The organism is Alteromonas sp. S015, assembly GCF_036864485.1.
GTDB lineage: Bacteria > Pseudomonadota > Gammaproteobacteria > Enterobacterales > Alteromonadaceae > Alteromonas.
Genome location: NZ_JAZETO010000001.1, coordinates 469364 through 492498, shown reverse-complemented (window position 1 = coordinate 492498; position 23135 = coordinate 469364). Strand labels below are relative to the sequence as shown.

Genomic DNA, 23135 nt, shown 5'->3' with positions numbered 1-23135 from the left:
ACAATTGCAGCGCTGTCTACGCGTCAAATAACAATAATCAAATAATACCACTATGTTATAAGTATATATAGCTTAATTTATATCCACTCGCTAATTTTTTATTTCTGTTAAATTGTTCAAGCTTGCCAAGGGCTCGGACGGCAAACGGCGTAACCTTGTTGATGATCAACAAATAGCTCCTGTAGTGTTTGCGCTTCTTTTTCTTCTTCTACCAGCTCAGCTATTACAGCAATGTTCAGGCCATGAGCAATGTTAACTAATGACCGAACAAAGAATTGATTGTCATCAGATTTCTGAATGTTTCTGGTGAAACTGCCATCTAATTTTATATAATGCGGGCGCAATTTCTGTAAATGACTAAATGCGGCGATACTCGAGCCAACACGCTCAATAGTAAGTTTTGCATCAAGCTTTCGTAAGTTTTCAGCCAAATAATGAACATTGTCGGCGGCGTTTTGAAGGCTTATTTCTTGTACTTCAATAACTACACTCTTAGACAATTGTGCAGACTTACGCAAAATGTCTAATATTCTGTCGATGTGTACTCGTTCTGCTAAAGTAAGTGGAGACAAGTTCACTGCAACAATTTCATGAGGTGTTGCACTTAAAAGTGAAAGAACCTTCTTTAAAATGATAGCGTCTAGAGCGCCGGCATAATGCAAATGTTCAGATTCAGCGATAAGTTCTGACATAGGTAGGTAATCATCACAACCCTCCTGCTTAAATCGCGCAAAGCACTCGTAATAAATGATACTACTGTCAAAATTCTTTACAGGTTGCCTAACGATGTCGACGGCGTTTTCCTTTACAATTCTATCAAAATGAGCGCGCCACTGGTTTTGTGTTATTGCTGTTTTAAGCTGGCTCGCTAACTGCCACCGTTTTGGGTTTTTCCTGGCTGTGGTTAAAGCGGCATCCGCATTTTCTAGTAGCTGCTTTTTGTTGGACAGTTCATTAAATTTAGCAGCACCAATATGCGCAAAGCCATGGGTATATATGGGCAGCGTATGGGCGATAAGCTCGTCAGAAAGTTCATTTAGAAACTTACAACATCTTTCTTCATTTACGTTTTCCAACAACACGACAAAGTCACCACCGCGCACACGGTAGGTTTCAGCACCAACTTCACTCCCTTTAGTCTTCAGTAAATGAGCAAGTGTATTAATATAAATATCTGCTGTTTGAGCACCTTCTGCATCATTTACGTGCCCCAAGCTAGACAGTCTAATAATTACCAAGTATCCCGATGGCATCATTTCTTTGTTGGCAAACAGTCTGGCTAACTTGTTGTCCAGCGCCAGTTTGTTACCTAGTTTAGTAAGCGTATCTTGGTAAGCACTCTGGTAGTAGCTTTGGGCTTGAGCAGTAAGTTCGCTGTGTTGTTTATTTAAAATAGCAGCCATCTTGTTGATAGCGCGAACCATCAAGTTTAACTCTTTTGTTGCTGGGATGTTTTCTATTTCAGAAAAGTCACGTGCGCTTATACGTTCTGATGCGGTTACCACCGACGTAACGGGCGTTAGGATAGCGCGCAGGACTGCGTACAAAAGCGTACTGCCCACAATAAATAAAAGTAGGGTCAACGTAAACGTGCGTTGGGCATTCTCCCAAAGCTGTTGATAGCTCTTACCAGGATGTGAAGTAACCTTTAGGGTGCCCGCAATATTCCATCCTGAATTTATTTCAGATTCACTTGTAGGAGGGCTTAACGGAAACATGTTTCTAAACCAGCTAGGTACACCTTCAGGTATAGGCGGGTTTTGTTTTGATAAAATTACTTCATTTTCGGTATTTAGTAGGGCAATGCTTTGATAGTAACCGCTGTCAAAAATAGCGTTAATCATGGTTTCTACGATCGGCAGTGATTCATCGTCTGCTAGGTAAGGAGAAATAGATAGTCCTAGCGATGTTGCCGTATCTTGAGAATGTGATGAAAGTTGGCTCTCGATGTAGTTTCTAGTGCTATTCACGTTAATGTAAATGGTACTTATAAACACGAGTAATAAAACAAATAAAAAACCTAAACTGAATTGCTTTGTGAGTGACATTGTTATACCTGTTATTTTTAGAATTCGCGTTCTATTCTGCTTGTTAAATCATCCCACATTTTGTGGCGTGAGTTACCTAGCTTCGTGCCTCGGCCTTCTGCTTTAGCTTTGTAAAGGCCTTCACCGTTAAAGCTATACACAGGCCTGAGATCAGGACGCTTATTTGCAGGGAGTATTCGTGGATTTATATTATCTAGTATTAGCGGAATAGCGTTCGGCTCGGGGTAGAATGCTAAAACCATATGGGCCTGATTTTGGCGAAGCGCAGTAACGAACATCATTCGCATTTTACTGTCAGGAATACCAAGTGCCCTTAAACTAAAGTACTTGGCAATAACGTAATCTTCGCAGTCTCCTCCGTTAGTGCCTAGCATTTCGATAGGTGTAGCCCAATAGTCTGACTTGCCCCAATGTTCTTTGTCTGTATAGTACGGAACTTCGTTAAAGAAGTTATTGACTTCGTAGAGTTGATCGTCGGTTGTTAGTTTTTTATTTTTATTAATTAACTCTGACCACGCTAACACTCGTTTTTTTGCAAGTATCCCATACTTCTTTTCACTGATGACTAATGCTTCTATTGGGATGTCATTAACGCTGATGCTAGTACCAGAAAACGATACTAAAAATAGCGCTAACGAAGCTTGTTTAAGAAGTGTGAATATTTTCAAGTTATATAACGATATACGCGATTAGAGATGACAAGTGTAATACCGGACGCGATATTAAATAAACAGTTTTTTGGTAATCAGCACGAATCCACTGGTTAAACTGTGGCTGTTGTGCTCAAACCCTACTAAAAGAGTAGTTCTTTATTTGATGAATGAGAACCGTCTCGTTGCCATGGCCAAACTTGGAGGATATTGCTCAACAAGCATTTAAAAGCTAATACGCCGGCCCTTTCTCGTTCTTAAAATCCCTCGCTTATTGAGGTAGCGATCTGTTACTTTTGCACTTGCAGACTAGAACGCGGTAAACCTGAGTGCGATACCTACTTATCGGTAGCACGGTTGAAGCAGGTTTTTATTCGTAAGTATTTGAACATTAAAAACTTTGATATTCTTCGCAGTATGGTAATACATGAAATTTAAAATTTTTATGAACCACTTATCTCGAAATGGTGGTGCTGAAATAATCGCAATTGATGGTGCAAAAATGCTTGCGAGAAAGGGGCATCGCGTTTCTATTTGTGTACCTAGAAATCAAGTTGAAGAAAGTCTACTCAATGATTTAGACAAATCTGGAGTTTCTGTTATTTACATAGATATGAAGAACTTTACACATCTAGGTGAACACAAAGACATATGTCAAAAAATATATGACCAAATTATCGACGTTGCTAATTTCAAATTGAGGGATTTTATTTGCAATAATATTGAGAAGAGCGACTACGTTATAGTACACAAAATGCGTTCATTATCTCCTCTTTTGTTTAAGTTTCTTCGTGAAAACGGTAATGACTTTATTTACTGCATGCATGATTATGAACTTTTTAATTTTAATGCAAAAAAGATTGGAGGTGTAGCCAGTTCAATCTATTTCTATCTTTTCAGACGTTACTTTTTAAAGTTTATAAATAAGATGTGTTGTCCTAGCACTTTCATGAAAAGTGAAGTAGAAAGCTTCTTCGATGAAGAAAAAATATACGTTTTGAATAATTTCATATCAGGTGACTTTGTTTCCGATGACAATAAAAAATATGATGTGGCGTTCTTTGGTAGGTTAGAGCAAATAAAAGGTATTGAATATTTTTGTAAAACAGTGTCAATGTCAGGAAGAAAAACACTTATTGTGGGAAGCGGAAGCTTAGAGAATAAATTAAAAAAACAATTTAAAAATTTTCACAACATAGAATTCTTAGGGAACCTTTCACATAACAACGCAATTAACCTTATGGGACAATGTAAAGTTGTTGTTGTTCCGTCGTTGTGGGCAGAACCCTTTGGGCTTGTTGCTGCTGAAGCTGCCATGTGTGGTACCTATTTACTAGTTAGCGATCAAGGGGCTCTCCCTGAAGTATTAAAAAACGTTGGTGGTTATGGGGAACTTATCGACAAACAATCGATAATACAGTGCTCACTCTTTCTTAATGTGATCGAGCGTATTTTTATTTCAGGAGTGTTAGATAAAAAACCTGATATTAAAAATACTTACAACATCGATTTTTATTATAAAAATTTGATTGGAATAATAAATGAAAGTCAGAGTTGATTTTAGCTCTTTTTTAATATCGTTTTATCCAGTTTCTTGGATACTTGGTATTAGCGCAATTTATCTTCATACTGTGATATTGATGGGCGCTTTTTTAAATCTTTCAAGGGAGTCATTATTAAACGTTCCTCGGCCAGTTGTATTTTTGGTTTTCTATACCATCACTTATTTTTTGTCTTTGGTTTTGAATTACGGTAATTACTCTTTAGATAGGGCAATTGCATCTTTATATAACCTTTCTTTTTGGTTGATTGGTATACTTGTGATATTACTTGTTTTTCACCACTTCAATTTGAATATTGAACGGTTAAAAAGACAATCGAAGTTCATATTAACAGCTATAGCGACTGTTGGTGTATTTGTTTTACTAAGCAAAAATGAACCTCTTATTATAAGGTCACTGTTGGGACATATGTTAAATGTTGACAGTTTTCCTCAATTAGTCAGAGATAGTATTCATTTGAAAATAATGTCTAAGGATTGGTTCGACGGTGCGCAATCAGTAAGAAACTCTTTATTTTCCCCTTATTCAACAGCTACTGCGGCACTGTCGCTAATGCTTTTCGGTATTATCTCGATTGGTGAAAGAGTGGCCAGCCTAAGGTTTTGGTTTTGGGTGTTGCTATGTTTTGTTGCGATTCTTTCTACTTACTCCAGACTTGTTAGCGTACTATTTATATTGTATGTACTCCTGTTGGTTATATTGAATACAAAGCAAAAAGTACTTTTAACAGTGTCGGCAGTGATGATGATTTTTCTGTTGACTCCATTTCTTTACGACTTTTTCGTCATAGTAAATCAGATGAGGCAAGGGAGTAGTAATATTAGATTTTCAATGTATCAGCAGACCATATTGCATACGTTTGAAAACAACATATTATTCGGCGTAGCCGTCAAAGATAGGGGGTTTTACTTTATTCCATTGGGTTCGCATAGTACATATTTAGGGGCGCTGCTGAAGACGGGTCTATTGGGCGTAACCTCGTTAATCTTGTATTCAGCGTACTTTTGGAAAAGATTTTTTAGTGAAATGTTTAAAGAAAATTCAAATCCAATATCTCGCTCACTCTCCCCTTTACTATTGCTCATGACGCTATTTTGGGCATTTGAAGATATAGATGCAGCTCAGTTCTTAAGTGTAATCTATTTTCTAATTGTTGGTATTTACTTAAAAGGAGGCAAAGGTTGAGCTTGGAAGCTATATTGAAAGATCTAAGGTCACAGCCGTTCTCAATAAAAGAAAGCTTTTTGAAATCCAGAAGAAGCCCATATTTTATAACGTTTGTTAACCCTTATTCTATTCAAGTAATCGAAGAAAATGACATAGATTTAGAGAATATAGACGAGCTTTATGCTGATGGTTTTTCTCTAGCATATCTTGGCTCTATATTTCGGAAGAAGAAAATAAAACGCTTCAGTTTTGACTATAGCTCTATAGCCAATGAGGTATTTAGGTTTTGTGAAAAAGAAGAATTAAAGGTTGCGTTGATTGGCTCAACGAAAGTACATATTAACAATTTTACAGCCAAATTAGGTAATAGGTACAAAAATTTAAACGTTACCTACTTAAGAGATGGATACTTTGCTAAAAGCGAATGGAGTGCAATTCATGAGCAGTTAAGGAAATTAGATGTTGATGTAGTAATTGTTGGCATGGGAAGTCCGTTGCAGGAGCAGTTTTCTTTATTTTTAAAAAGTAACAGTCGTAGTGGATTAATATTTACATGTGGTGGGTTTTATCATCAAGAAGCAACAAGCGAAAACCAAAACTACTATCCGAGCTTTATCGATAAATTTAATCTAAGGTTTGCTTATCGTATGTATAAGGAGCCAAGGCTCTTGAAAAGGTACTTGCTGTTGTACCCTAAATTTTTATTTAGGCTTATTGCGTTATATATATTAAGGCGTATGCGGTAGTGTAAGTCACATTAGCTAAGAACAAAGGTGTCGACGCTTTACTCCAGTAAAAATTTAACGATAAAAATGTTTGAAGTATTTAGTTTTTTTTAATTTTTCTCTGTAAGCGTTTTTATCAAAGCTCGATTTAAACTGATTATATAGACTTGCGTACCATTTTTTATGACCCGCGTTTGATTCTTGCAATACAACCTTTCTGCCGATGAAGTCACTGATAACCGGCTCGCAACTCCCAAGCTTACTGGCTTCAATTAATAAAACGCTATATTTACCTTGTTTGATAACAACCCATCCACGGTCTTTGGGGAAGGGGGTCTGAAAGACATCAATACCTGTCAACCTCTTGAGCTCAATGTCAAACCACTTATTTATATAATAGTGGTCGAATGATTTTTCAAACACCGTTTCTAAGTAATCAATTTCACTTGTCCTTGTATCTTGGCTTACTGTTCCGACGTACTCGTATATCCAGTAGGCTAAGTCCTGAAAAAACATAGAAATATTTCTATCAACAGGGTCTCGAACAAGCGTAATAATCTTAACCTCTTTTCTTTGGTGGAGTGCGATACGTTTAATTGTATCACCTAACCAACCATATAGTTTTTTTAGCCCTTGTCTTTGTTGTTGCATATAGACATAACAAGGCGGGTTTCCATATAGGCTATGCATATGAATGGAGTTTTTAATAGAGCTCTCGAGGGTACTTGAACCCACTTTCCCTAATTGATAGATAAGAACGTTATCCTCACAGGTATATGTTGCCCAGACATTAAGTAAATTATTTAGCATAACATTCAAATTCTATACGTTTTCTATTGAGGTGAAATTAATACCTGAATTAAAGCCTTTGGAGCATAGGGATAGTCCAAAATCCAAGCTTTTTATAAACATAATACGCAGCGACAAGGTTGTCGATGCATATAGTTATTGATATGGCGAGGGCTGCGCCGATTGCGCCGAAATAATATGTGCCTAAGGTTACTAGTATTATGGAAAGTAAACTACAAAAGCCAACGATATTTTTTTGAATGTTTTCATAACCAGTCATGGATAATAAGAGTCCGACTGAGCCCGTAAATACATTTACAGTTTGACCAAACATTAAAACTACCAACAAGTGAGTGATTAAAAAAAACTGTAAATCAAATAACGGGAGAACTTCTTCAACGAGTGTAATAATTAAAACTATTACGGGTAAAGTCGTTGCTACGAGAAGTTTCGTTGATTTCTGTGCCAATGCTTTCAAACTCTGATGGCGTCCAGTAGCATGCATTTCGGCAAAACGCGGCGCTAGAACACCGTTCAACGCAGCCAAGAAGAAAACAATGACTTGACTAATTCTTTGAGCGAAGTTCAACTCACCCGCCTCGTTAGTAGAAAGAAAAACGCCACAAACCAAAACTCCGCTCCATGTAGCCATATAGGTAGCAAGTTGAGTTAGTAAAAAGTGTTTAGATAACGTCTTAATATAAAGCTTACTGTGCACCAGGCCTTGGTAGTTTGCTTGAAGTAGGTGTTTAAACCAATTTATTGATGAAAGTAGAGCTATAATGAAGCTAGCAATACAGAACGTAATAGCGCAGTAAGCTAAATCGATATTTGTTGCTTCATAAATTTTACTGTAAAAACAGATGAGCAACACTAGACACGCCGTAGCCCCTTGCTCTATAAGTGATGATATGTGAGCTAGATCTCGGGCGCGATACCAACCAATGATGAAGAGCAAGAAGGCTTGCGCTGGAATAGATAGCAGAAAACTAGATAATACAATAACATCTGTCACGATCTCACTAGAATATAAATAAAGCGAAATACATAAATAGACTAACAACGCAACGATTGTGTACTTAGCCATTATATTCAGAACTATTTTAGTCAGTTCAGTAATACTTTGGTGCGGTTTTTGTGATGCTACTAACTTAGTGTAAACATTATTCATTCCTGCCTGCGCGAGGGTTGCGAGCCCAACACAGATTACTTGCAATAAGACAAAAGTACCGTAATCTGAAGACGACAACCATTTCGCTAACATAATTTGAAATAACAAAATTGCTGATACACTAAGCCCTCTAGTCATAAGGTTTAGTGTGATTTTTTTCATCAATGTAATAGAGGTCATTTGAGATGTCTAAGTTGTAGCTTACGTACGCACATTCTACGTTATCAATCACTTATAAATTATCTTACTCTCACGCTATTTCGAATGCCAACAATGTTTAGCTACGTATTATTAATGAAAGAAAAAGGTGTGTAATATGGGGAAGACGTGGATGGGCTATTAATAAAATGCTCCCCAAGAAACAACATTGGGGAGCCATAACTACAGATTAAAACAGTATTAATTTTTAGCGTTGCGACGAACTAATGTTAAAACTAACAAGGCAAGACCGAATGAAAATAAATGCGAGGGAGTGCTAACTAACTGATCGCGATTGCTATTAGTATCTACGATATATTTTATATCAAACGTTGTGTCTAAACTCTCTCTGGAAATAATATTTCCCTGCCCATCAAAATTTAAAAAACTTATGGCATTGATACCTCTAAGCTTGCTCAACTTGAGTGTTATATCAGTTCCAAGCGTACCGCCTATATTGTAAACAAAACCATCTGAATAACCTTTAGCCCATCCAGACTTAAAAACTGATAGAGTGCCGAGCGTGTTTTGCCAGAAATAATCGCCGTTGGGCCCCTGGTCGTCGATAAAATCAAAACCTCCCAGGTTGAATGATTTGTCTTCCATCAAAAGATCTACACCGCCCATATCTTGGGATTCGACCGGGCTATCGAATAGTCCGACTAGGTGATGGGAACCAGCAAATTCTGTAATGAAAAACAAAAGAGAATTCGACTCTTCAAATCCTGTGTTTGCAGATCCGTTTGTATAATCATAGAAAGAAACGGCATCTTGTTTAAGTGATAGTGTACTAACTTGATTTCCGCTAGCGATAAATCCAGCTTGAGCAAATGATCCACTTAACGACAAAACTACGAAAGCAATATACTTCAACAACCGCATGATAAACCTCTTTATTTCGCTGCTTACGAATATAAGCACAAATCATACCTTTTTTAAAAAGCTTTTTTATAACAATGTCTTGATAATTAATTTAATGAAACGTTTTATCAAGTGTAAAAAATATCGACGGTTCTTTATTCAAACTTTGTGATTAAAAGTAGAGTAAGATAGACGTTACGTCGAGGTATCTCAATAGCTAGACGACAAGCTACAAGCGGTCTAAAAACTGGCTAAATTCACTTTTAGATTTTATGAAAGCAGGTTTGTAAATTCCTTTGTCATTCTCTCTTAACAGTGACTTTTATCTGTCGTGATAACCGTACTAACTCAGACGCGCCTTCGTCACTCCAATAGCGTTACAAACATGGTCACGGTAAATTACCACTTGAAGTAGTTTATAAGAAAGTTGTGTCAAACCAAGTCCACAGCCCCAAGCTCCATCCGTCAATCAAATTAATCCCCAGCGCAGACTTAATTAAATAAAGAACGACTAAACCAACCAAAATAGCAATTACAGTAAACCCTGCTATTAAACTCGCTGTGAGCAAACGAGCAAGTTTCAATTGCTGGTCAGAGAGAGAACGTCTGTTTCGACCAGCTAAAATCACATAATAGTAGCGCCATTTAGCCAGCTTTACGGTGCCTCTTAAATCGATGCTATGTCGCCCCCACTCTCGAGCACCTATAGCATTTCTAAGATGGGCTAGTTGCTCGTCATCGAATGAATCAGCAACTCTTCTGGGCATTTTTTCTAACAGACGGGTTATAACTGGATCTTGGCGAATATCGTCGATTTTAGTCGTCATGCGTTACAACAATCGATATAACATAGAACGTAGCATACGGTCATTGATATGGGTCGTCTATGCCTAATGTCGCCAAAATGTCGATTTCTTTACCTTCCATTTCCTCTGCATCTGTTTCGTCAATGTGATCGTAACCCATTAAATGCAATAGGCCATGAACAGTCATGTGTGCATAATGATCGCTGACTTTTTTCTTCTGTTCATCAGCCTCGCGGCTAATTACAGGGGCACATATGACTAAATCGCCCAACAAGCTAATGTCGACACCAGGGGGCGCCTCGAAAGGAAATGATAGCACATTCGTCGGCTTATCTTTTCCTCGGTATTCATGGTTAAGACTTTGGCTTTCGGCTTCGTCAGTAAAGCGAATAGTTACTTCTTGGTCGCTTAAGCCTTCATACTTAAGCACCGCATTAGCCCAAAGCTCAAGCTCTGAAGGTGAGGGGATGGCTGATAAAATAATCTCGTCACCTTCAAACACTTGTTGTACATCAATTATGGCGGTCACGATGGGTTGTCGTCTTTCATTTGCGTTGCGTTATCGTTTTGAGAAGCCTGTTCACGCTGAAGTCGCAACGCTTCTTCTTTACGTGCTTTGCGAAGACGCTCTTGTTCAGCATCGTGCACTTCGTAGGCTCTTACAATACGAGCAACCACAGGGTGACGAACCACATCTTCAGCGTTAAAGAAGTTAAAAGAAATGTCATCCACTTCGCTCAACACTTCAATGGCATGGCGTAGACCTGATTTTGCACCGCGAGGTAAATCTACCTGCGTGATGTCGCCAGTGATCACCGCTTTCGAATTAAAGCCAATACGGGTTAAGAACATTTTCATTTGCTCTACCGTCGTGTTCTGGCTTTCATCCAAAATAATAAAGGCGTCGTTCAGCGTTCTACCGCGCATATAGGCAAGCGGCGCAACCTCAATCACGTTGCGCTCCATAAGCTTTTCTACTTTTTCAAAGCCCAACATTTCAAATAGGGCGTCGTAAAGTGGGCGCAAGTACGGATCAACTTTTTGTGAAAGGTCGCCTGGCAAGAAACCGAGCTTCTCACCGGCTTCAACCGCAGGGCGGGTAAGCAGAATACGGCGAATTTCTTGGCGTTCAAGCGCATCAACAGCAGCGGCTACGGCTAAGTAAGTTTTCCCTGTACCGGCAGGCCCAATCCCAAAGGTAATATCGTGGTTTACAATGTTCGCCACATATTGTGCTTGGTTGGGATTGCGTGGCTTAATAACTCCCCGCTTGGTTTTAATGTTTACTTCTTTGCCATAGCCGCCCGTTGCGTCTTTCTCAATGACGCGGGCTTCTTGGATGGCAAGGTGAACTTGTTCTGCTTCAAGCTCAGGAACGCGGCCTTTGATAGGCTGAGTTTCTATATAAAGAAGCTTAAGTAATTCGCTAGCGCTTTTTATTTGCTGCGGTTCGCCCAACACCTTGAACGCGTTATTTCGGTAGGTAATTTCTACCCCTAACCTGCGTTCAATTTGCTTAATGTTGTCGTCGAAAGGGCCACATAAACTCGACAAACGTTTGCTATCTGCCGGTTCTAAATCAAATTCGTTACTAACCAATGTACTCAAGCTGCTTTTTTCCTCGCTATAAAATGTATTTAGGCTGGGTTAAATTGACCTACGCCAAGTTCATCTGGCAAATCTGCCTGATGCTTTGCCATGATAGATTGGGGCGAAACGGCAACACGCAAGCCCATTTCACTTTCTCTACGCACAACTTCGCCACGTAGTGAGTTGGTAAATACGTCTGTGATGTTTACATCAACGAATTCGCCAATCATGTCTGGTGTGCCTTCAAAGTTTACTACACGGTTATTTTCAGTACGTCCCGAAAGCTCCATTGGGTTTTTCTTTGACGGACCTTCAACCAGTATGCGCTGCTCGGTGCCAACCATGTGACGAGCAATACGAAGTGCTTGCTGCGTAATACGCTGCTGTAGTAGATGAAGACGTTGCTTCTTAGTTTCTTCACTCACATCATCCACTGCGTCGGCAGCTGGCGTACCCGGGCGAGCACTGTAAATAAAGCTGAAGCTTAGGTCGTAATCGACGGCCTGAATTAAATCCATGGTGGCTTCAAAATCGGCATCTGTTTCACCTGGGAAACCAATGATGAAGTCGCTCGACAAGCTAATGTTCGGGCGAATTTTCTTTAGCTTACGCATTTTAGACTTATATTCGATTGCCGTATGGCCACGCTTCATCAAGTTCAATATACGGTCAGAGCCGCTTTGAACAGGCAAATGTAGGTGGTCTACTAACTCCGGAATAGATGCATATGCTTCTATGATGTCATCAGTAAATTCAACCGGGTGAGAGGTGGTGTAACGAATTCTGTCGATACCGTCGATGGCTGCCACCAATTCAAGCAGCTCAGAGAAACGACAAATTGTACCGTCGTAATTTTCACCGCGATATGCGTTAACGTTTTGACCTAGAAGATTAACTTCACGCACGCCTTGACCTGCAAGCTGAGCGATTTCAAGCAATACGTCGTCAACAGGGCGGCTTACTTCTTCACCACGAGTGTAAGGCACAACACAGAATGTACAGTACTTTGAACAGCCTTCCATAATGGAAACGAACGCCGTTGGGCCTTCGGCACGTGGCTCAGGCAAACGGTCGAATTTTTCGATTTCCGGAAAGCTTACGTCAATGACTGACTTTGCGCCGCCCTGAAGCTGATTAATCATTTCAGGCAAGCGGTGCAGCGTTTGAGGGCCAAATACCAAGTCTACGAACGGTGCACGCTGACGAATGGTATCGCCTTCTTGAGAAGCAACACAGCCGCCCACACCGATAATAAGTTCAGGTTTATCTTGCTTAAGTGTTTTCCAACGGCCCAGCTGGTGGAACACCTTCTCCTGTGCTTTTTCACGAATTGAGCATGTGTTAAGCAAGATGACATCGGCTTCTTCAGCGCTTTGGGCAGCACTGTAGCCATGCGTTGAGTCTAGTAAGTCTGCCATTTTTTCCGAGTCATACTCGTTCATTTGGCAGCCCCAGGTTTTGATATACAGCTTTTTAGTCATAACAACTATTCGATAACCTGTTAGTGTTCCTGTAAGTGAGAGCAGTATCACCGTTGTATGGCAAAGGTGGCTGCCTGAATGTTGTTTTGGGTGGGCGCTTAAATCACCACACAAAAAACACGGATAATGTCAGTTACAGGAAGATGTTCAAAATAGCCGCATATTTTACCTGTTATGCAAGCATATTCCCAGTATCTTAGAACGATTCGTTAAGAATTGATCTAGGGCAAACCAGTTCTACGTTTTACTTCACAGTACTTTGTGTTTTAAGACATAATGCAAGTGCGTGTTTTAAGGAGAGTAAATGGTCGATTTTTGTATAAATGGCGGCGGAATGGTAGGTGCTGCGCTGGCGTTGGGTCTTGCTCAGCAGCAGTTTAAAGTAGCAGTGATAGAGCCGTATCTACCGGCATCTTTCAACGCAGAGGATGGCCCTGACTTAAGAGTTTCAGCCATCAGTGAGTCATCGGTAACGCTATTAAAAGCCCTTGGCGCTTGGGAGCACGTTGCTGCTATGCGCGTTAAACCTTATACCGGCCTTAGCGTTTGGGACGACCCTGCCCACAGAACGGATTTCACTGCACAAAGTATCGACATGCCCCAATTAGGCTACTTTGTGGAAAACCGATTGTTGCAGCTGGGATGCCACGAAGCTTTAAAGCAGCTAGACAATGTTGAGCTTATCACCGGTCAAACGGTGCAAGATATTCAATTAGCGAATAAGGCGAAGGTCAGCCTCTCGAACGGCAGAACCATTGAAGCGAACTGGCTTGTTGGCGCAGATGGTGCAAATTCTCAGGTACGAAAAGCTGCTGGTATTGGCACTACAGGTTGGCAATATGCGCAGCAGGCAATGGGCATCACAATAAAAATGGAAAAGCCTGTTGAGCCGGTAACCTGGCAGCAATTTACATCGAGCGGCCCTAAAGCCTTTTTACCTATGTTCGATCATTACGCTTCGCTAGTTTGGTACGACTCGCCTGATGAACTCAAACGGATCACAAGTTTAAAGGCGGGCCAGCTTGAAAGTGAAGTTCTCAAAACGTTTCCAGATGAATTGACCAGAAATGACAATAGCTTTTCAATTATTGATAAAGCGATTTTTCCACTCACCCGTTCTCATGCCAATCACTACGTGAAAGGCTGTTGTGCGTTAATTGGTGATGCCGCACACACCATCAATCCCCTTGCTGGACAGGGTGTTAATTTAGGTTTTAAAGACGTAGAAACTTTTCTTTCTGTGTGTGCTGAATTCAAGCCTTTCGGTTGCGGCAACGCATTGTCGTTAACCGATAAAGCATTTTCTCAAAGGCTTATCACCAACTATGAAAGGCCACGAAAGCGAGATAATTTATTGATGATGACGGCAATGGATGGGTTTTATACCTTGTTTAGCAATGACGTTGCCCCCATTAAATGGATTAGAAATCAGCTTCTTTCTGTGGCGCAGCGTGTAAAGCCTGCTAAACAAGAAGTGCTTAAATATGCAATAGGGTTACGATAATGGAAGTGTTAATTTTACTAGCGGTACTGTTTGGTGCACTGGCACTTATAGTGCCGCTAATAGAGCGCTCAAAAATGCGTATCAGTAACGAAGATGCTGCAAAATGGGCGAAGTGGATTTGGCCGTTAATGGGGATTTTGCTTATTGCCCAATTGTTGAGACTGCTGTTTTCCTAATTTACACTGCTTGCCGAATATATATTTTGTTCTCTAACAAAAGTATTTTAACTCATGAAAGTTTTGTTTTCACAGGCAGAGTATTAGAGCCTGTGAAACTTCAGGATTTTAACGACAACGTGAGCACCTGTTTACCCTCCAATGCCTTTAACGCAGGAATTGATGAGGGAATCGGAAGTATGTTTGTATCGGCGATATCTAAAATACCTACCCATTTATTTCTGCCCGCACCTTTGGCCGCATAAAGGCAGTGATCGGCTACCGTAAAAATGTCTAACATCGTGTTGTAGCTTTGCGTTTTGCAGGAAAAGGGAAAACAGGAAAAGCCCACGCTGCATGTTATTGTCTCATTCACGCTATCACCAAGCGCAAACGGTGTGCGTTGAATATCGTCAACAATGCGTTCGGCCAGCGCTTCTGCATCGTTTCTATTAATAAATCGCGCGACTGCGACAAATTCCTCACCTCCCCAACGCACAACGAAATCTGAATCTCGGAAAATGCGTTTTAATCTCTTCGCCATTTGCTGCAAGACCTCGTCGCCAGCAATATGCCCAAAGGTGTCGTTTATGCGTTTAAACTTGTCTATATCTATGACAAACAAGCATAGGTCAGCATCCTTAGAAGAAAGGGGGCTACTGGTTTGTTGATGTTTACGCAATACGCTTGTAATGTCAGCGTCAATCTGGCTCTCAACAAAGCGGCGGTTATTCAAGCCTGTCAATTTATCGGTCAGACTGAGTGCTTCAAGTCCCTCGTTGGCGCTTTTTAATTCAGCGGTCCGTAATGCAACCTCATGTTCAAGTTTTTGCATGTACTTTTGTTGAGAGTGGCGGTAATACAACAAGAACGCCATCAACACCAAAACAAGCACACCCAAGAACAGGTTTCGCCTGTTGTCTCGCTCATTTTTTGCCTGAATTTTCTGTAGCACTTGCCGTTGTTCCAATAACGCTATCTGATTCGCTCGGCGGATAAACTCAGTCTGTGCCTGCGTTGAAGCAAGAGCATCCATGCGCCTTTTATTAAACAGCGCGTCATCCAATTGCTTTTGTCGTTTAAGCGTTTCATAGGCGTCTTGAAACAAAACTTGCATTTCTAGTGCGTTTGCCTTTTTCGCTAAAAGTTGAGAGATCTGGTGGGATTCTTCTGTGGATTCAGCCAATTCAATTGCCTTTTCGATCAGTGCAAGCGCTTCGTTGTATTGTTTTTGGGCAACATAAATTTCAATAAGGGTGTGGTAAACATCCAGCATCAAGCTCTTGTATTGATACTTTTCTGCACGTCCGATTATTTCAATAGCCAAAGACTTTGCTTCAGTCAATTTCCCTTTTTTTAATGCCAATTCGCTTAGCCCAGAAAGCGCCCAGTCAATGTCGCGAACAGCGTCAATTTCGGTGAAAAGCGCATGCGCCCGCTGCATGTATTGGGCTGCATCTTTGTACTGACCCAACTGCATACTCACGTAACCTACTTTGTAGGTACTGTAGGCAATGTTTTTCTTTTTACCGCTTGCTTCATCAAGCGCTAGAGCTTGGCGAAAATACTCCAGTGCTTGTTCGTAATCACCTAATACGCGACGAATATCACCAAGATTGTAAAGCCCCGAGGCAATACCCGTTTCGTCGTTCAACTCATAATCTATTTCCAGCGCCAATTGATGATGGGCTGCGGCTTCGTTGAACTGTCCCATTTTTTCAAGCACAACCCCCAAACTGTTGTTAATGGAAGATAAGTCTTGTTCAGAGCCGTTACGCTGGAAAATGGCCATCGCCATGTAAAGGTATTCAAGAGCTGTAGCGTAATCAGATTGGTAACGGTATGTTAGTCCAATTTGACGATACGTTTTTGCCGTAGACAGCTCATCGTTTAAATCCAGATAAATCCTATTGGCCTGATTCAGCCACTGATGGGCCTGCGTGTAATTATTGCGCTCCATGGCATTTCGACCAAGTTGATAAAGGGCGTCTGCTTGAAGCGAGGTGTTGTTGGTGTCGTTTGCGTATGCAAGTAAGGTTGTTGCGGTGCTATCTGCAAAGTCAAGTTTGCCTTTTTCACGAGCCTGCACGACATCGTCAGGCGATACCGACTGAGCCTGAGACAATCCTGACAGAAAAACAAAGAGAGTGAAAAGCGCGCTTAACAACAGCTTCATAACGTAGAATACACATTTACGGTAGGCAAAGTATAGTTCGAATAAGAGCGCCGTACCAGAGTGCCATGCTCTTCGGAAAAAAGGCTTTAAAAGTGTTATCGACGTGCTTGTATGAGCTAAGAAAAAAGAGAAACCTTATTTTTAAAGCACACTGTAACTGTATAAAAAAGCAATAAATAAAAAAGGGGGAATTGTAGTTAGGATGAAGTTGGGCAGCTGATACACTGCCAAAAAACTGACTATTTTATCAGTGCAAAGAGCTTTCGTTAGTGAGAAAGACTAGGCCACTGGGTTTTAAGGTCAATAATTACTTTGTCTATCATTTGTAAAACGGCGCTTGGCTCGTCTTGCAACAGGGCGAATGCGCGTAAGCCCACAAACTGATTCTGTAACCACTCTGCCGCAAGTTCTGTAGGCGTGTGCACGGGTAGTTCGTCGTTTTTAACGCATGCTTCTACTATATCTTTGAAGCCTTCTTTAAGTGTTTGCATGCTTTCAAGTATAGCTTTTTTTGCGATGTCACCGATGACATCGAGCTCAGCTATCGACTTAATAAGCAAGCATTGGCGCATATAGCGCTGTTCGTCTGGCCCAGTAAGCGCATTTTTGAAAAAAACACGCAGTGCTGAAAGAGGGGAGCTTGCCTCTGCGACTTGCTTTAAGCGAGAAGCACTATTTTGTGCGTAGTGTTCTACGACTAATTTAAATAAACCTTCTTTACTTTGAAATCGTGCGTATATGCTGCCCGGGCGCATGTCTAATGCTTGCTGAATATCGCGCATGCCCGCAGCTTGGAACCCTCTTTGCCAAAAAAGCGTAGTGGCTTTTTCTATAATGTCATCGTGGTCATATTTCATTGCCGCATACCTTATACGTGAATGTTTTGAACATGCGTTCAATTATTGCTTGAGCGATCGTTCAAGTAAACCTATTATTGTAGTTATAACGAGTTGTGAGGAGCGCAAAACGCTGCCCGCAGTTTTTGATCACATCAATAGGAGAGTGACATGAGCGATTTTACTTTACATACGAAAGAGAGTGCACCAGAAGCCGCAAGGCCTTTACTTGATAATTCGCAAGCAGCATTTGGCATGATTCCAAATTTACATGCAGTAATGGCAGAAGCGCCGACTTTGCTTGAAGGCTATCAGGTGCTGCACAAACTAGCACAAGAAACATCTTTCAATGCAGAGGAGTTAACGGTAGTTTGGCAGGCAGTGAATGTAGAACACGCATGTCACTATTGCGTTCCAGCGCACACGGGTATTGCTAAGAGTATGAAAGTACACGATGACTTAATTGAAGAGCTGCGCAACGATGAAACACTGTCTAACAGCAAATTAAATACGCTTAAAGAAACTGTGCTAGCAATAACTCGCGGGCGAGGTAATGTAGATAATGCGCAGCTTGACGCATTTTACAGTGCTGGATATAAGCATCAACAATTGTTAGAAATCATACTTATATTGGCCCAAAAAGTGATGAGTAACTATACTAACCATTTGGCCGATACGCCTGTAGACGAACCTTTCAAAAAATTTGATTGGTCGCCTAAATAAGACGTGTATGACAGAGAAACAAAAGCGCGCCTTTTGTTTCTCTTTGAACTTTTACAAACACTACTTTTTATATAAATATAGGCATTGTAGAGCGGCGAGTAACCCCGCACTAAAAAATACATAAATTAGTATCGCAGAAAGCATTGTTTTTTCCTCTACTGCATTTTTTCCACGTTTGACAGCGCTAGCTGAACGTTTTTCATTAGCCAACGTTTAGCTGCATTTATGTCGTTAAACACTTCTACGTTATCTCCAGCTCTTTGATAAATGATGCCATCACTCCCCAAGGAGAGCCGCTAAGTTCTTGTAGTTTAGATTGTGCCTTGTCGGTTGAATGTTGAAGTGCCTCAACATTCCAAGGCCCATGTCCTTCAAGAATGAGTATGCGACCTTCTCGGTGAACACGCACTTCACCATGGGGTATAAAACGGGTCATTTTAACCAGCTGATTTATGAAGCGATCGGCAGCTGTGGTTCTAACTCTTCAGCAGTATTAAGCGCTACTATTTCTTCATAACCTTTTTGTTGAAGCAGGACTTTTAAGTCATCGAGTGATGCACATTTAGTGTGCTTTGCAAGCGCAATTGCTTCAATGAAACAAGAAAGGTGAGTTGTTGATTGTGCTAGTGTCATATACTTCTCATAGTGTTGCGTTGACAGTACAACTTTGTCGAATGCTCAAGTCACTCATGTGACGTTTATGTGACTTTTTTATGAAAAAAATCAAAAAAAGTTCATTGTTTCCCTTGAAGTGTATATACATTAGATATACCTTTGTTGTTCGGATTGGTGTTTCTTACCTTTTAAAGCAGTCGAGATGTCTGAAAATAAGAATAAAAAGAAAAAAAAGAATAGTCAGATGATTATTCGAATTAATGACGAAGAAAGAGCGCAATTCATTGCGCTTTGCGATTCTTTGGATACGTCTGCGGCTCGTGAAGTAAGACGCTTTATTCGTGAATTCATTGAAGAACACAATGAAAAATAGATGCTGACAGACAGCGATACACTACAGATAATATTAAGGATATAAAAAATGGCTAAGAAAAAAGAAATCAAAAAAGAGATGAAAGTAGCGAAAGCAAAAATCGCTAAGCAAGAAAGCAAACTAAAAAAGCTTAAGAAAAAGCTCAAAAAAGCATAATGTTACGCAATGCTTTGAAAGGTGGCTACGGCCACCTTTTTGATTGCCTCAGTAGAAGAAACCTTAGTTTAATACTTTATCCCTTAAATCCCACCTGTTATCGATATTTCTAAATTATTACAACTTTTGTGTTGTGCGGTGGAATATTTTTGTGATTTACTCAGCACAGAAGCACTCGGTGCTTCTCATCTCTAATAATAATAAGTCTAATCAGACAATCTGGCGTTTAGCAGTACCCCAACAACAGAATGAAAACTTTGTATTTGAACGTGAATCGACGCTTCTAAGTACAATGTGATTCACCTCAACAAATAAAATTTACAAGAATTCAGGAACAACACAATGCAACAGGCAAAATTTAACGCTTCTGCTTTCAAGCTTTCCCTCATTGCTTCTGCAATTGCGGGAATGGCTCTTTCTTCTTCGTCAGTTCTTGCCCAGGAGCAAGCCTCTGTAGATGAGCAAAATGTTGAACAAATCCAAATCGTAGGTTCACGTCGTGTCGGTCGCACTATCAACGACTCACCTGTACCTATCGATATCATCGATGCTTCATCAATTGAAGCGACGGGACTGACTGAAACTAACATGATTTTAAATCAGTTACTGCCTAGCTTTAACTTCCCGCAGCCTTCAATTACTGACGGTACGGACCACGTCCGTCCGGCCCAACTTCGCGGCCTAGCGCCAGATCACACGTTAGTGCTTGTAAACGGCAAGCGTCGTCACACATCAGCTCTTTTAAACTTGAACGGCTCAGTGGGTCGCGGTTCTTCAGCGGTAGATTTGAATGCCATTCCTGCAAACGCTATAAAGAGAATCGAAGTGTTGCGTGACGGTGCAGCGGCTCAGTATGGCTCAGACGCCATTGCCGGTGTTATTAATATTGTTTTGAAGGATGCTGCCGAAGGTGGTGAAGTGTCGGCAACGTATGGTGCTAACGTTACAACGATGAACGGTGTGCCTAACCTTGAAGGTGTGAGCGTTGGTGCTGACGGTAATTTAGCATTTGCTGAAGGAAGCGACAGAGACGTAACCGATGGACAAACCTTTACCCTTCGCGGCAACGTAGGCTTTGAGTGGGGAGGCGACGGCTTTGTTAACATATCGGGTGAATACCGCGACCGCGGACAGGCGAACCGTTCGGATTACGACCAGCGAGAAAACTATGCGCGAGATGCCGACGGCAACCTAGACCCTCGTGAGCTTACGGTCAACCGCTACAATCATGTTTACGGAAATGGTGAGGTGGAAGACTACGCCTTATTTATCAATGCAGGTAAAGCACTTACCGATAGTGTTGAGTTCTATACCACCGCAGGCTACAGCACCCGAGATTCGGTAGGCGGAGGCTTTTACCGTCGTGCTCAAGATTCACGAAACGTAGTTGAAATTTATCCAGACGGTTTCCTACCGACTATTCAGACAGACATAACCGATATGTCGTTGCTCGCGGGTATTAAAGGCTATGGTGATGTGTGGAATTATGACTTGTCTGTAACACACGGCGGTAATGAACTTGAGTATGGGGTTATTAACACCCTAAACACGTCTTTAGGTCCAACGAGTCAAACTGAGTTTGACGCGGGTACACTAGAATACAGTACAACAATTGTGAATGCCGACGCGTCGCGTTTGGTAGATACCGGGTATTTCTACAGTGAAATGAACTTCGCGATGGGTGCAGAATATCGTCACGAAAGCTATGAGATAACCGCAGGTGAAGAAGGGTCTTACATTCAAGGTACGTTTGGACCTGGCGGCGTTGTGACTGATCCGGTAGACGGCCCGTTTGGTGCCGCCGGTTCGCAAGTATTCCCTGGCTTTACACCCGAGTCTGCAGGTGAAAACAGCCGTCATAACTATAGCTTCTACGTGGATGTAGAGGCTGATGTGGTTGAGAATTGGAATGTTGCAGTTGCAGGGCGCTTTGAGGATTATTCTGATTTTGGCAGCACGTTTAATTGGAAAATGTCTCACCGTGTAACACTTAGCGATGCATTTGCCCTTCGCGCATCGGTATCAACAGGCTTCAGAGCGCCGTCTCTTCAGCAGCAGTTCTTTACCTCTATCGCCACCGTATTTGTTGATGGCGAGCCAACTGAAACTGGTACGTTTGCACCATCAAGTGATGTTGCGCAAGCGCTGGGTAGCCCGGGTCTAGATGCAGAAGAGTCGAGCAACTACAGTGCAGGTTTTACCTACTCGCCCACAGCGGATTTCAATTTAACGGTAGATTTCTACCGTATTGATATCGACGATCGTATTGTGTTGTCTAACAACCTTTCAGGTGACGCGATTGAAGCGTTGCTAGAGGGGACTGGGGCAAACCGTGCCCGCTTCTTCTTAAACGCTATCAATTCGCGTACAGAGGGAGTAGACATCGTATCTACTTACACTTTGAATACGTCTGACTATGGTGCGTTTAACTTTAATGCTGGAATGAACTTCAACGATAACGAAGTGACCGATATTCTAGATGCCCCTGACGTGCTGCAAAACGCTGGCTTCGACCAAGACAACCTATTCAGTGATGTTGAACTGCGTCGTTTTGAAACAGCGTCACCAGACAGCAAACTGAACTTAGGTGTTACGTGGAATTATGACCGCTACACAACAACCTTACGCACTACTCGTTATGGTGAAGTGGAAGACCCATCGTCAGTTGAAGCACGAAATGAAATCATTCCATCAGAATGGATCACAGACTTAGACGTTCGCATTGCGTTGACGGAAGGGCTTACCGTTTCTGTTGGTGCCAACAATCTCTTTGATGTGTACCCAGAAACAACCCGAGAACTTGTGGATGATGTGACCACGTTCTCGCGTTTGTTCCCGTATTCAGGCTTTTCGCCTTACGGTTTCACAGGCCGTTTTGTTTACGGAAAAGTCTCCTATAGCTTCTAGGTAGCATCCACTACCAAATCACAAAAAGCCGGTTGATTAACACTCAACTGGCTTTTTTATGCATTCAACTTAGTCATTTTTATCGAAGGTGACACTACAGCGATGTTCGCTTAAAAGCGCAAAGTCTTCTTTGGGAATAAAGGCGTCGTAATCACGTTGCAGCTTAATTTTTGCTTCCTTACGAATTTTACTACGGCGTATAGCGGTTACAAAGTTGCGCATTTCATGATGAGTAGATAACTCCAGTTCAGGTACGGTAACAGGAGTGCCACGGTCATCTTTGGCAACCATAGTAAAAAAGCTGTTGTTGGTATGCTTGACCTCATTGGTTTTGATATTTTCCGTGGTGACTTTTATCCCGACAACCAAGGAAGTATTGCCGACATAATGCACGGTAGCGTCAAGGTGAAGTAAGTCTCCTACCTCAACTGGCTGCAAAAACTCAACGCCGTCGACAGTAATGGTTACACAATAAGCACCCGCGTGCTTACTTGCACAGGCATAGGCAACCTTATCCATTAACGATAGAATGACACCGCCATGCACCTTACCGCCGAAATTAGCGAAAGAAGGTACCATCAACTCAGTGAGTCTTGTTCTTGAAAAAGCGACACTACGTGCAGTCATAAACAACCTTTAACC

General features: G+C 41.3%; 22 protein-coding genes. 8 read left to right on the top strand and 14 right to left on the bottom strand.

Annotated elements, in window-relative coordinates; all coding sequences use genetic code 11:
- Positions 1-116: 116 nt before the first annotated feature.
- Both V7R42_RS02110 and V7R42_RS02105 read right to left on the bottom strand, forming a co-directional pair.
- Complete coding sequence (locus V7R42_RS02110; RefSeq protein ID WP_334018588.1) at positions 117-2048, bottom strand: bifunctional diguanylate cyclase/phosphodiesterase; 1932 nt, start codon at positions 2046-2048, stop codon at positions 117-119.
- Between the two features lie 17 nt (positions 2049-2065).
- The gene (locus V7R42_RS02105; RefSeq protein WP_334018587.1) at positions 2066-2716 is read right to left on the bottom strand and encodes a transglutaminase-like cysteine peptidase; all 651 of its coding nucleotides are present in this window, start codon (positions 2714-2716) and stop codon (positions 2066-2068) included.
- Between the two features lie 409 nt (positions 2717-3125).
- Between V7R42_RS02105 and V7R42_RS02100 the strand changes: the two genes are divergently transcribed.
- Genes V7R42_RS02100 through V7R42_RS02090 form a run of 3 tightly spaced genes read left to right on the top strand, consistent with a single transcriptional unit; the run spans position 3126 to position 6173 of the window.
- Positions 3126-4256, top strand: a complete 1131-nt coding sequence (locus V7R42_RS02100) for a glycosyltransferase family 4 protein (protein ID WP_334018586.1) — start codon at positions 3126-3128, stop codon at positions 4254-4256.
- Complete coding sequence (locus V7R42_RS02095; RefSeq protein ID WP_334018585.1) at positions 4240-5445, top strand: O-antigen ligase family protein; 1206 nt, start codon at positions 4240-4242, stop codon at positions 5443-5445. The genes V7R42_RS02100 and V7R42_RS02095 overlap by 17 nt, the downstream gene beginning before the upstream one ends.
- Positions 5442-6173 (top strand): WecB/TagA/CpsF family glycosyltransferase, encoded by a 732-nt coding sequence (locus V7R42_RS02090; protein ID WP_334018584.1) that lies wholly within the window; start codon positions 5442-5444, stop codon positions 6171-6173. Before V7R42_RS02095 ends, V7R42_RS02090 begins: the two co-directional genes overlap by 4 nt.
- 54 nt (positions 6174-6227) lie before the next feature.
- On the opposite strand, the gene V7R42_RS02085 is transcribed toward V7R42_RS02090, so the two are convergent.
- The 7 genes from V7R42_RS02085 to miaB all read right to left on the bottom strand — a co-directional run bounded on the left by V7R42_RS02085 (position 6228) and on the right by miaB (position 13048).
- Positions 6228-6962, bottom strand: a complete 735-nt coding sequence (locus tag V7R42_RS02085; protein WP_334018583.1) for a putative capsular polysaccharide synthesis family protein — start codon at positions 6960-6962, stop codon at positions 6228-6230.
- A 49-nt stretch (positions 6963-7011) separates the two neighbouring features.
- Positions 7012-8274 carry an oligosaccharide flippase family protein gene (locus V7R42_RS02080; protein ID WP_334018582.1) on the bottom strand — a complete coding sequence of 421 codons (1263 nt, stop codon included), beginning with the start codon at positions 8272-8274 and terminating at the stop codon, positions 7012-7014.
- 237 nt (positions 8275-8511) lie between these two features.
- Positions 8512-9192, bottom strand: coding sequence for a hypothetical protein (locus V7R42_RS02075; RefSeq protein ID WP_334018581.1), 681 nt, complete (start codon positions 9190-9192; stop codon positions 8512-8514).
- Between the two features lie 395 nt (positions 9193-9587).
- Positions 9588-9998 (bottom strand): 3-phosphoshikimate 1-carboxyvinyltransferase, encoded by a 411-nt coding sequence (locus tag V7R42_RS02070; RefSeq protein WP_334018580.1) that lies wholly within the window; start codon positions 9996-9998, stop codon positions 9588-9590.
- 40 nt (positions 9999-10038) lie between these two features.
- Entirely contained in the window at positions 10039-10506 is a 468-nt protein-coding gene (ybeY, locus tag V7R42_RS02065) for an rRNA maturation RNase YbeY (RefSeq protein ID WP_334018579.1), read from the bottom strand.
- On the bottom strand, positions 10503-11585 hold the full coding sequence (locus tag V7R42_RS02060; RefSeq protein WP_334018578.1) for a PhoH family protein: 1083 nt from the start codon (positions 11583-11585) through the stop codon (positions 10503-10505). The genes ybeY and V7R42_RS02060 overlap by 4 nt, the downstream gene beginning before the upstream one ends.
- A 29-nt stretch (positions 11586-11614) precedes the next feature.
- Complete coding sequence (gene miaB / locus V7R42_RS02055) at positions 11615-13048, bottom strand: tRNA (N6-isopentenyl adenosine(37)-C2)-methylthiotransferase MiaB (protein ID WP_334018577.1); 1434 nt, start codon at positions 13046-13048, stop codon at positions 11615-11617.
- A 304-nt stretch (positions 13049-13352) separates the two neighbouring features.
- Between miaB and V7R42_RS02050 the strand changes: the two genes are divergently transcribed.
- Positions 13353-14552, top strand: a complete 1200-nt coding sequence (locus V7R42_RS02050) for an FAD-dependent monooxygenase (protein ID WP_334018576.1) — start codon at positions 13353-13355, stop codon at positions 14550-14552.
- Positions 14552-14728 carry a hypothetical protein gene (locus V7R42_RS02045; RefSeq protein WP_173358796.1) on the top strand — a complete coding sequence of 59 codons (177 nt, stop codon included), beginning with the start codon at positions 14552-14554 and terminating at the stop codon, positions 14726-14728. Before V7R42_RS02050 ends, V7R42_RS02045 begins: the two co-directional genes overlap by 1 nt.
- Before the next feature lie 100 nt (positions 14729-14828).
- Here V7R42_RS02045 and V7R42_RS02040 read toward each other — a convergent pair whose 3' ends face one another.
- On the bottom strand, positions 14829-16883 hold the full coding sequence (locus V7R42_RS02040) for a tetratricopeptide repeat-containing diguanylate cyclase (RefSeq protein ID WP_334018575.1): 2055 nt from the start codon (positions 16881-16883) through the stop codon (positions 14829-14831).
- Between the two features lie 266 nt (positions 16884-17149).
- Complete coding sequence (locus tag V7R42_RS02035; protein ID WP_334018574.1) at positions 17150-17740, bottom strand: TetR/AcrR family transcriptional regulator; 591 nt, start codon at positions 17738-17740, stop codon at positions 17150-17152.
- 150 nt (positions 17741-17890) lie between these two features.
- Here V7R42_RS02035 and V7R42_RS02030 point away from each other — a divergent pair, with 150 nt between their 5' ends.
- The gene (locus tag V7R42_RS02030; RefSeq protein WP_334018572.1) at positions 17891-18442 is read left to right on the top strand and encodes a carboxymuconolactone decarboxylase family protein; all 552 of its coding nucleotides are present in this window, start codon (positions 17891-17893) and stop codon (positions 18440-18442) included.
- A gap of 241 nt (positions 18443-18683) precedes the next feature.
- Here the strand turns inward: V7R42_RS02030 and V7R42_RS02025 are convergent, their stop codons facing one another.
- The gene (locus V7R42_RS02025; protein WP_334018571.1) at positions 18684-18878 is read right to left on the bottom strand and encodes a hypothetical protein; all 195 of its coding nucleotides are present in this window, start codon (positions 18876-18878) and stop codon (positions 18684-18686) included.
- Between the two features lie 14 nt (positions 18879-18892).
- The gene (locus tag V7R42_RS02020; RefSeq protein WP_334018569.1) at positions 18893-19075 is read right to left on the bottom strand and encodes a hypothetical protein; all 183 of its coding nucleotides are present in this window, start codon (positions 19073-19075) and stop codon (positions 18893-18895) included.
- A 184-nt stretch (positions 19076-19259) separates the two neighbouring features.
- Here V7R42_RS02020 and V7R42_RS02015 point away from each other — a divergent pair, with 184 nt between their 5' ends.
- Positions 19260-19430: a hypothetical protein gene (locus tag V7R42_RS02015; RefSeq protein ID WP_334018567.1), complete on the top strand. Its 171-nt coding sequence runs from the start codon at positions 19260-19262 to the stop codon at positions 19428-19430.
- A 498-nt stretch (positions 19431-19928) separates the two neighbouring features.
- A complete protein-coding gene (locus V7R42_RS02010) occupies positions 19929-22493 on the top strand; it encodes a TonB-dependent receptor plug domain-containing protein (protein ID WP_334018566.1) in 2565 nt (854 codons plus the stop codon).
- 69 nt (positions 22494-22562) lie between these two features.
- Here the strand turns inward: V7R42_RS02010 and V7R42_RS02005 are convergent, their stop codons facing one another.
- Positions 22563-23120: an acyl-CoA thioesterase gene (locus V7R42_RS02005; protein ID WP_334018565.1), complete on the bottom strand. Its 558-nt coding sequence runs from the start codon at positions 23118-23120 to the stop codon at positions 22563-22565.
- Positions 23121-23135 lie beyond the last annotated feature (15 nt).

Bases quoted from the DNA above. Each gene is read 5' to 3' on its own strand.
- V7R42_RS02100 (WP_334018586.1), top strand. From the start codon at position 3,126: ATGAAATTTAAAATTTTTATGAACCACTTATCTCGAAATGGTGGTGCT.
- V7R42_RS02040 (WP_334018575.1), bottom strand. From the start codon at position 16,883: ATGAAGCTGTTGTTAAGCGCGCTTTTCACTCTCTTTGTTTTTCTGTCA.
- V7R42_RS02015 (WP_334018567.1), top strand. From the start codon at position 19,260: ATGTCTGAAAATAAGAATAAAAAGAAAAAAAAGAATAGTCAGATGATT.
- V7R42_RS02010 (WP_334018566.1), top strand. From the start codon at position 19,929: ATGCAACAGGCAAAATTTAACGCTTCTGCTTTCAAGCTTTCCCTCATT.
- V7R42_RS02095 (WP_334018585.1), top strand. From the start codon at position 4,240: ATGAAAGTCAGAGTTGATTTTAGCTCTTTTTTAATATCGTTTTATCCA.
- V7R42_RS02050 (WP_334018576.1), top strand. From the start codon at position 13,353: ATGGTCGATTTTTGTATAAATGGCGGCGGAATGGTAGGTGCTGCGCTG.
- V7R42_RS02025 (WP_334018571.1), bottom strand. From the start codon at position 18,878: ATGACCCGTTTTATACCCCATGGTGAAGTGCGTGTTCACCGAGAAGGT.
- V7R42_RS02070 (WP_334018580.1), bottom strand. From the start codon at position 9,998: ATGACGACTAAAATCGACGATATTCGCCAAGATCCAGTTATAACCCGT.
- miaB (WP_334018577.1), bottom strand. From the start codon at position 13,048: ATGACTAAAAAGCTGTATATCAAAACCTGGGGCTGCCAAATGAACGAG.
- V7R42_RS02030 (WP_334018572.1), top strand. From the start codon at position 17,891: ATGAGCGATTTTACTTTACATACGAAAGAGAGTGCACCAGAAGCCGCA.
- V7R42_RS02005 (WP_334018565.1), bottom strand. From the start codon at position 23,120: ATGACTGCACGTAGTGTCGCTTTTTCAAGAACAAGACTCACTGAGTTG.
- V7R42_RS02035 (WP_334018574.1), bottom strand. From the start codon at position 17,740: ATGAAATATGACCACGATGACATTATAGAAAAAGCCACTACGCTTTTT.
- V7R42_RS02075 (WP_334018581.1), bottom strand. From the start codon at position 9,192: ATGCGGTTGTTGAAGTATATTGCTTTCGTAGTTTTGTCGTTAAGTGGA.
- V7R42_RS02080 (WP_334018582.1), bottom strand. From the start codon at position 8,274: ATGAAAAAAATCACACTAAACCTTATGACTAGAGGGCTTAGTGTATCA.
- V7R42_RS02110 (WP_334018588.1), bottom strand. From the start codon at position 2,048: ATGTCACTCACAAAGCAATTCAGTTTAGGTTTTTTATTTGTTTTATTA.
- V7R42_RS02045 (WP_173358796.1), top strand. From the start codon at position 14,552: ATGGAAGTGTTAATTTTACTAGCGGTACTGTTTGGTGCACTGGCACTT.
- V7R42_RS02085 (WP_334018583.1), bottom strand. From the start codon at position 6,962: ATGCTAAATAATTTACTTAATGTCTGGGCAACATATACCTGTGAGGAT.
- V7R42_RS02020 (WP_334018569.1), bottom strand. From the start codon at position 19,075: ATGACACTAGCACAATCAACAACTCACCTTTCTTGTTTCATTGAAGCA.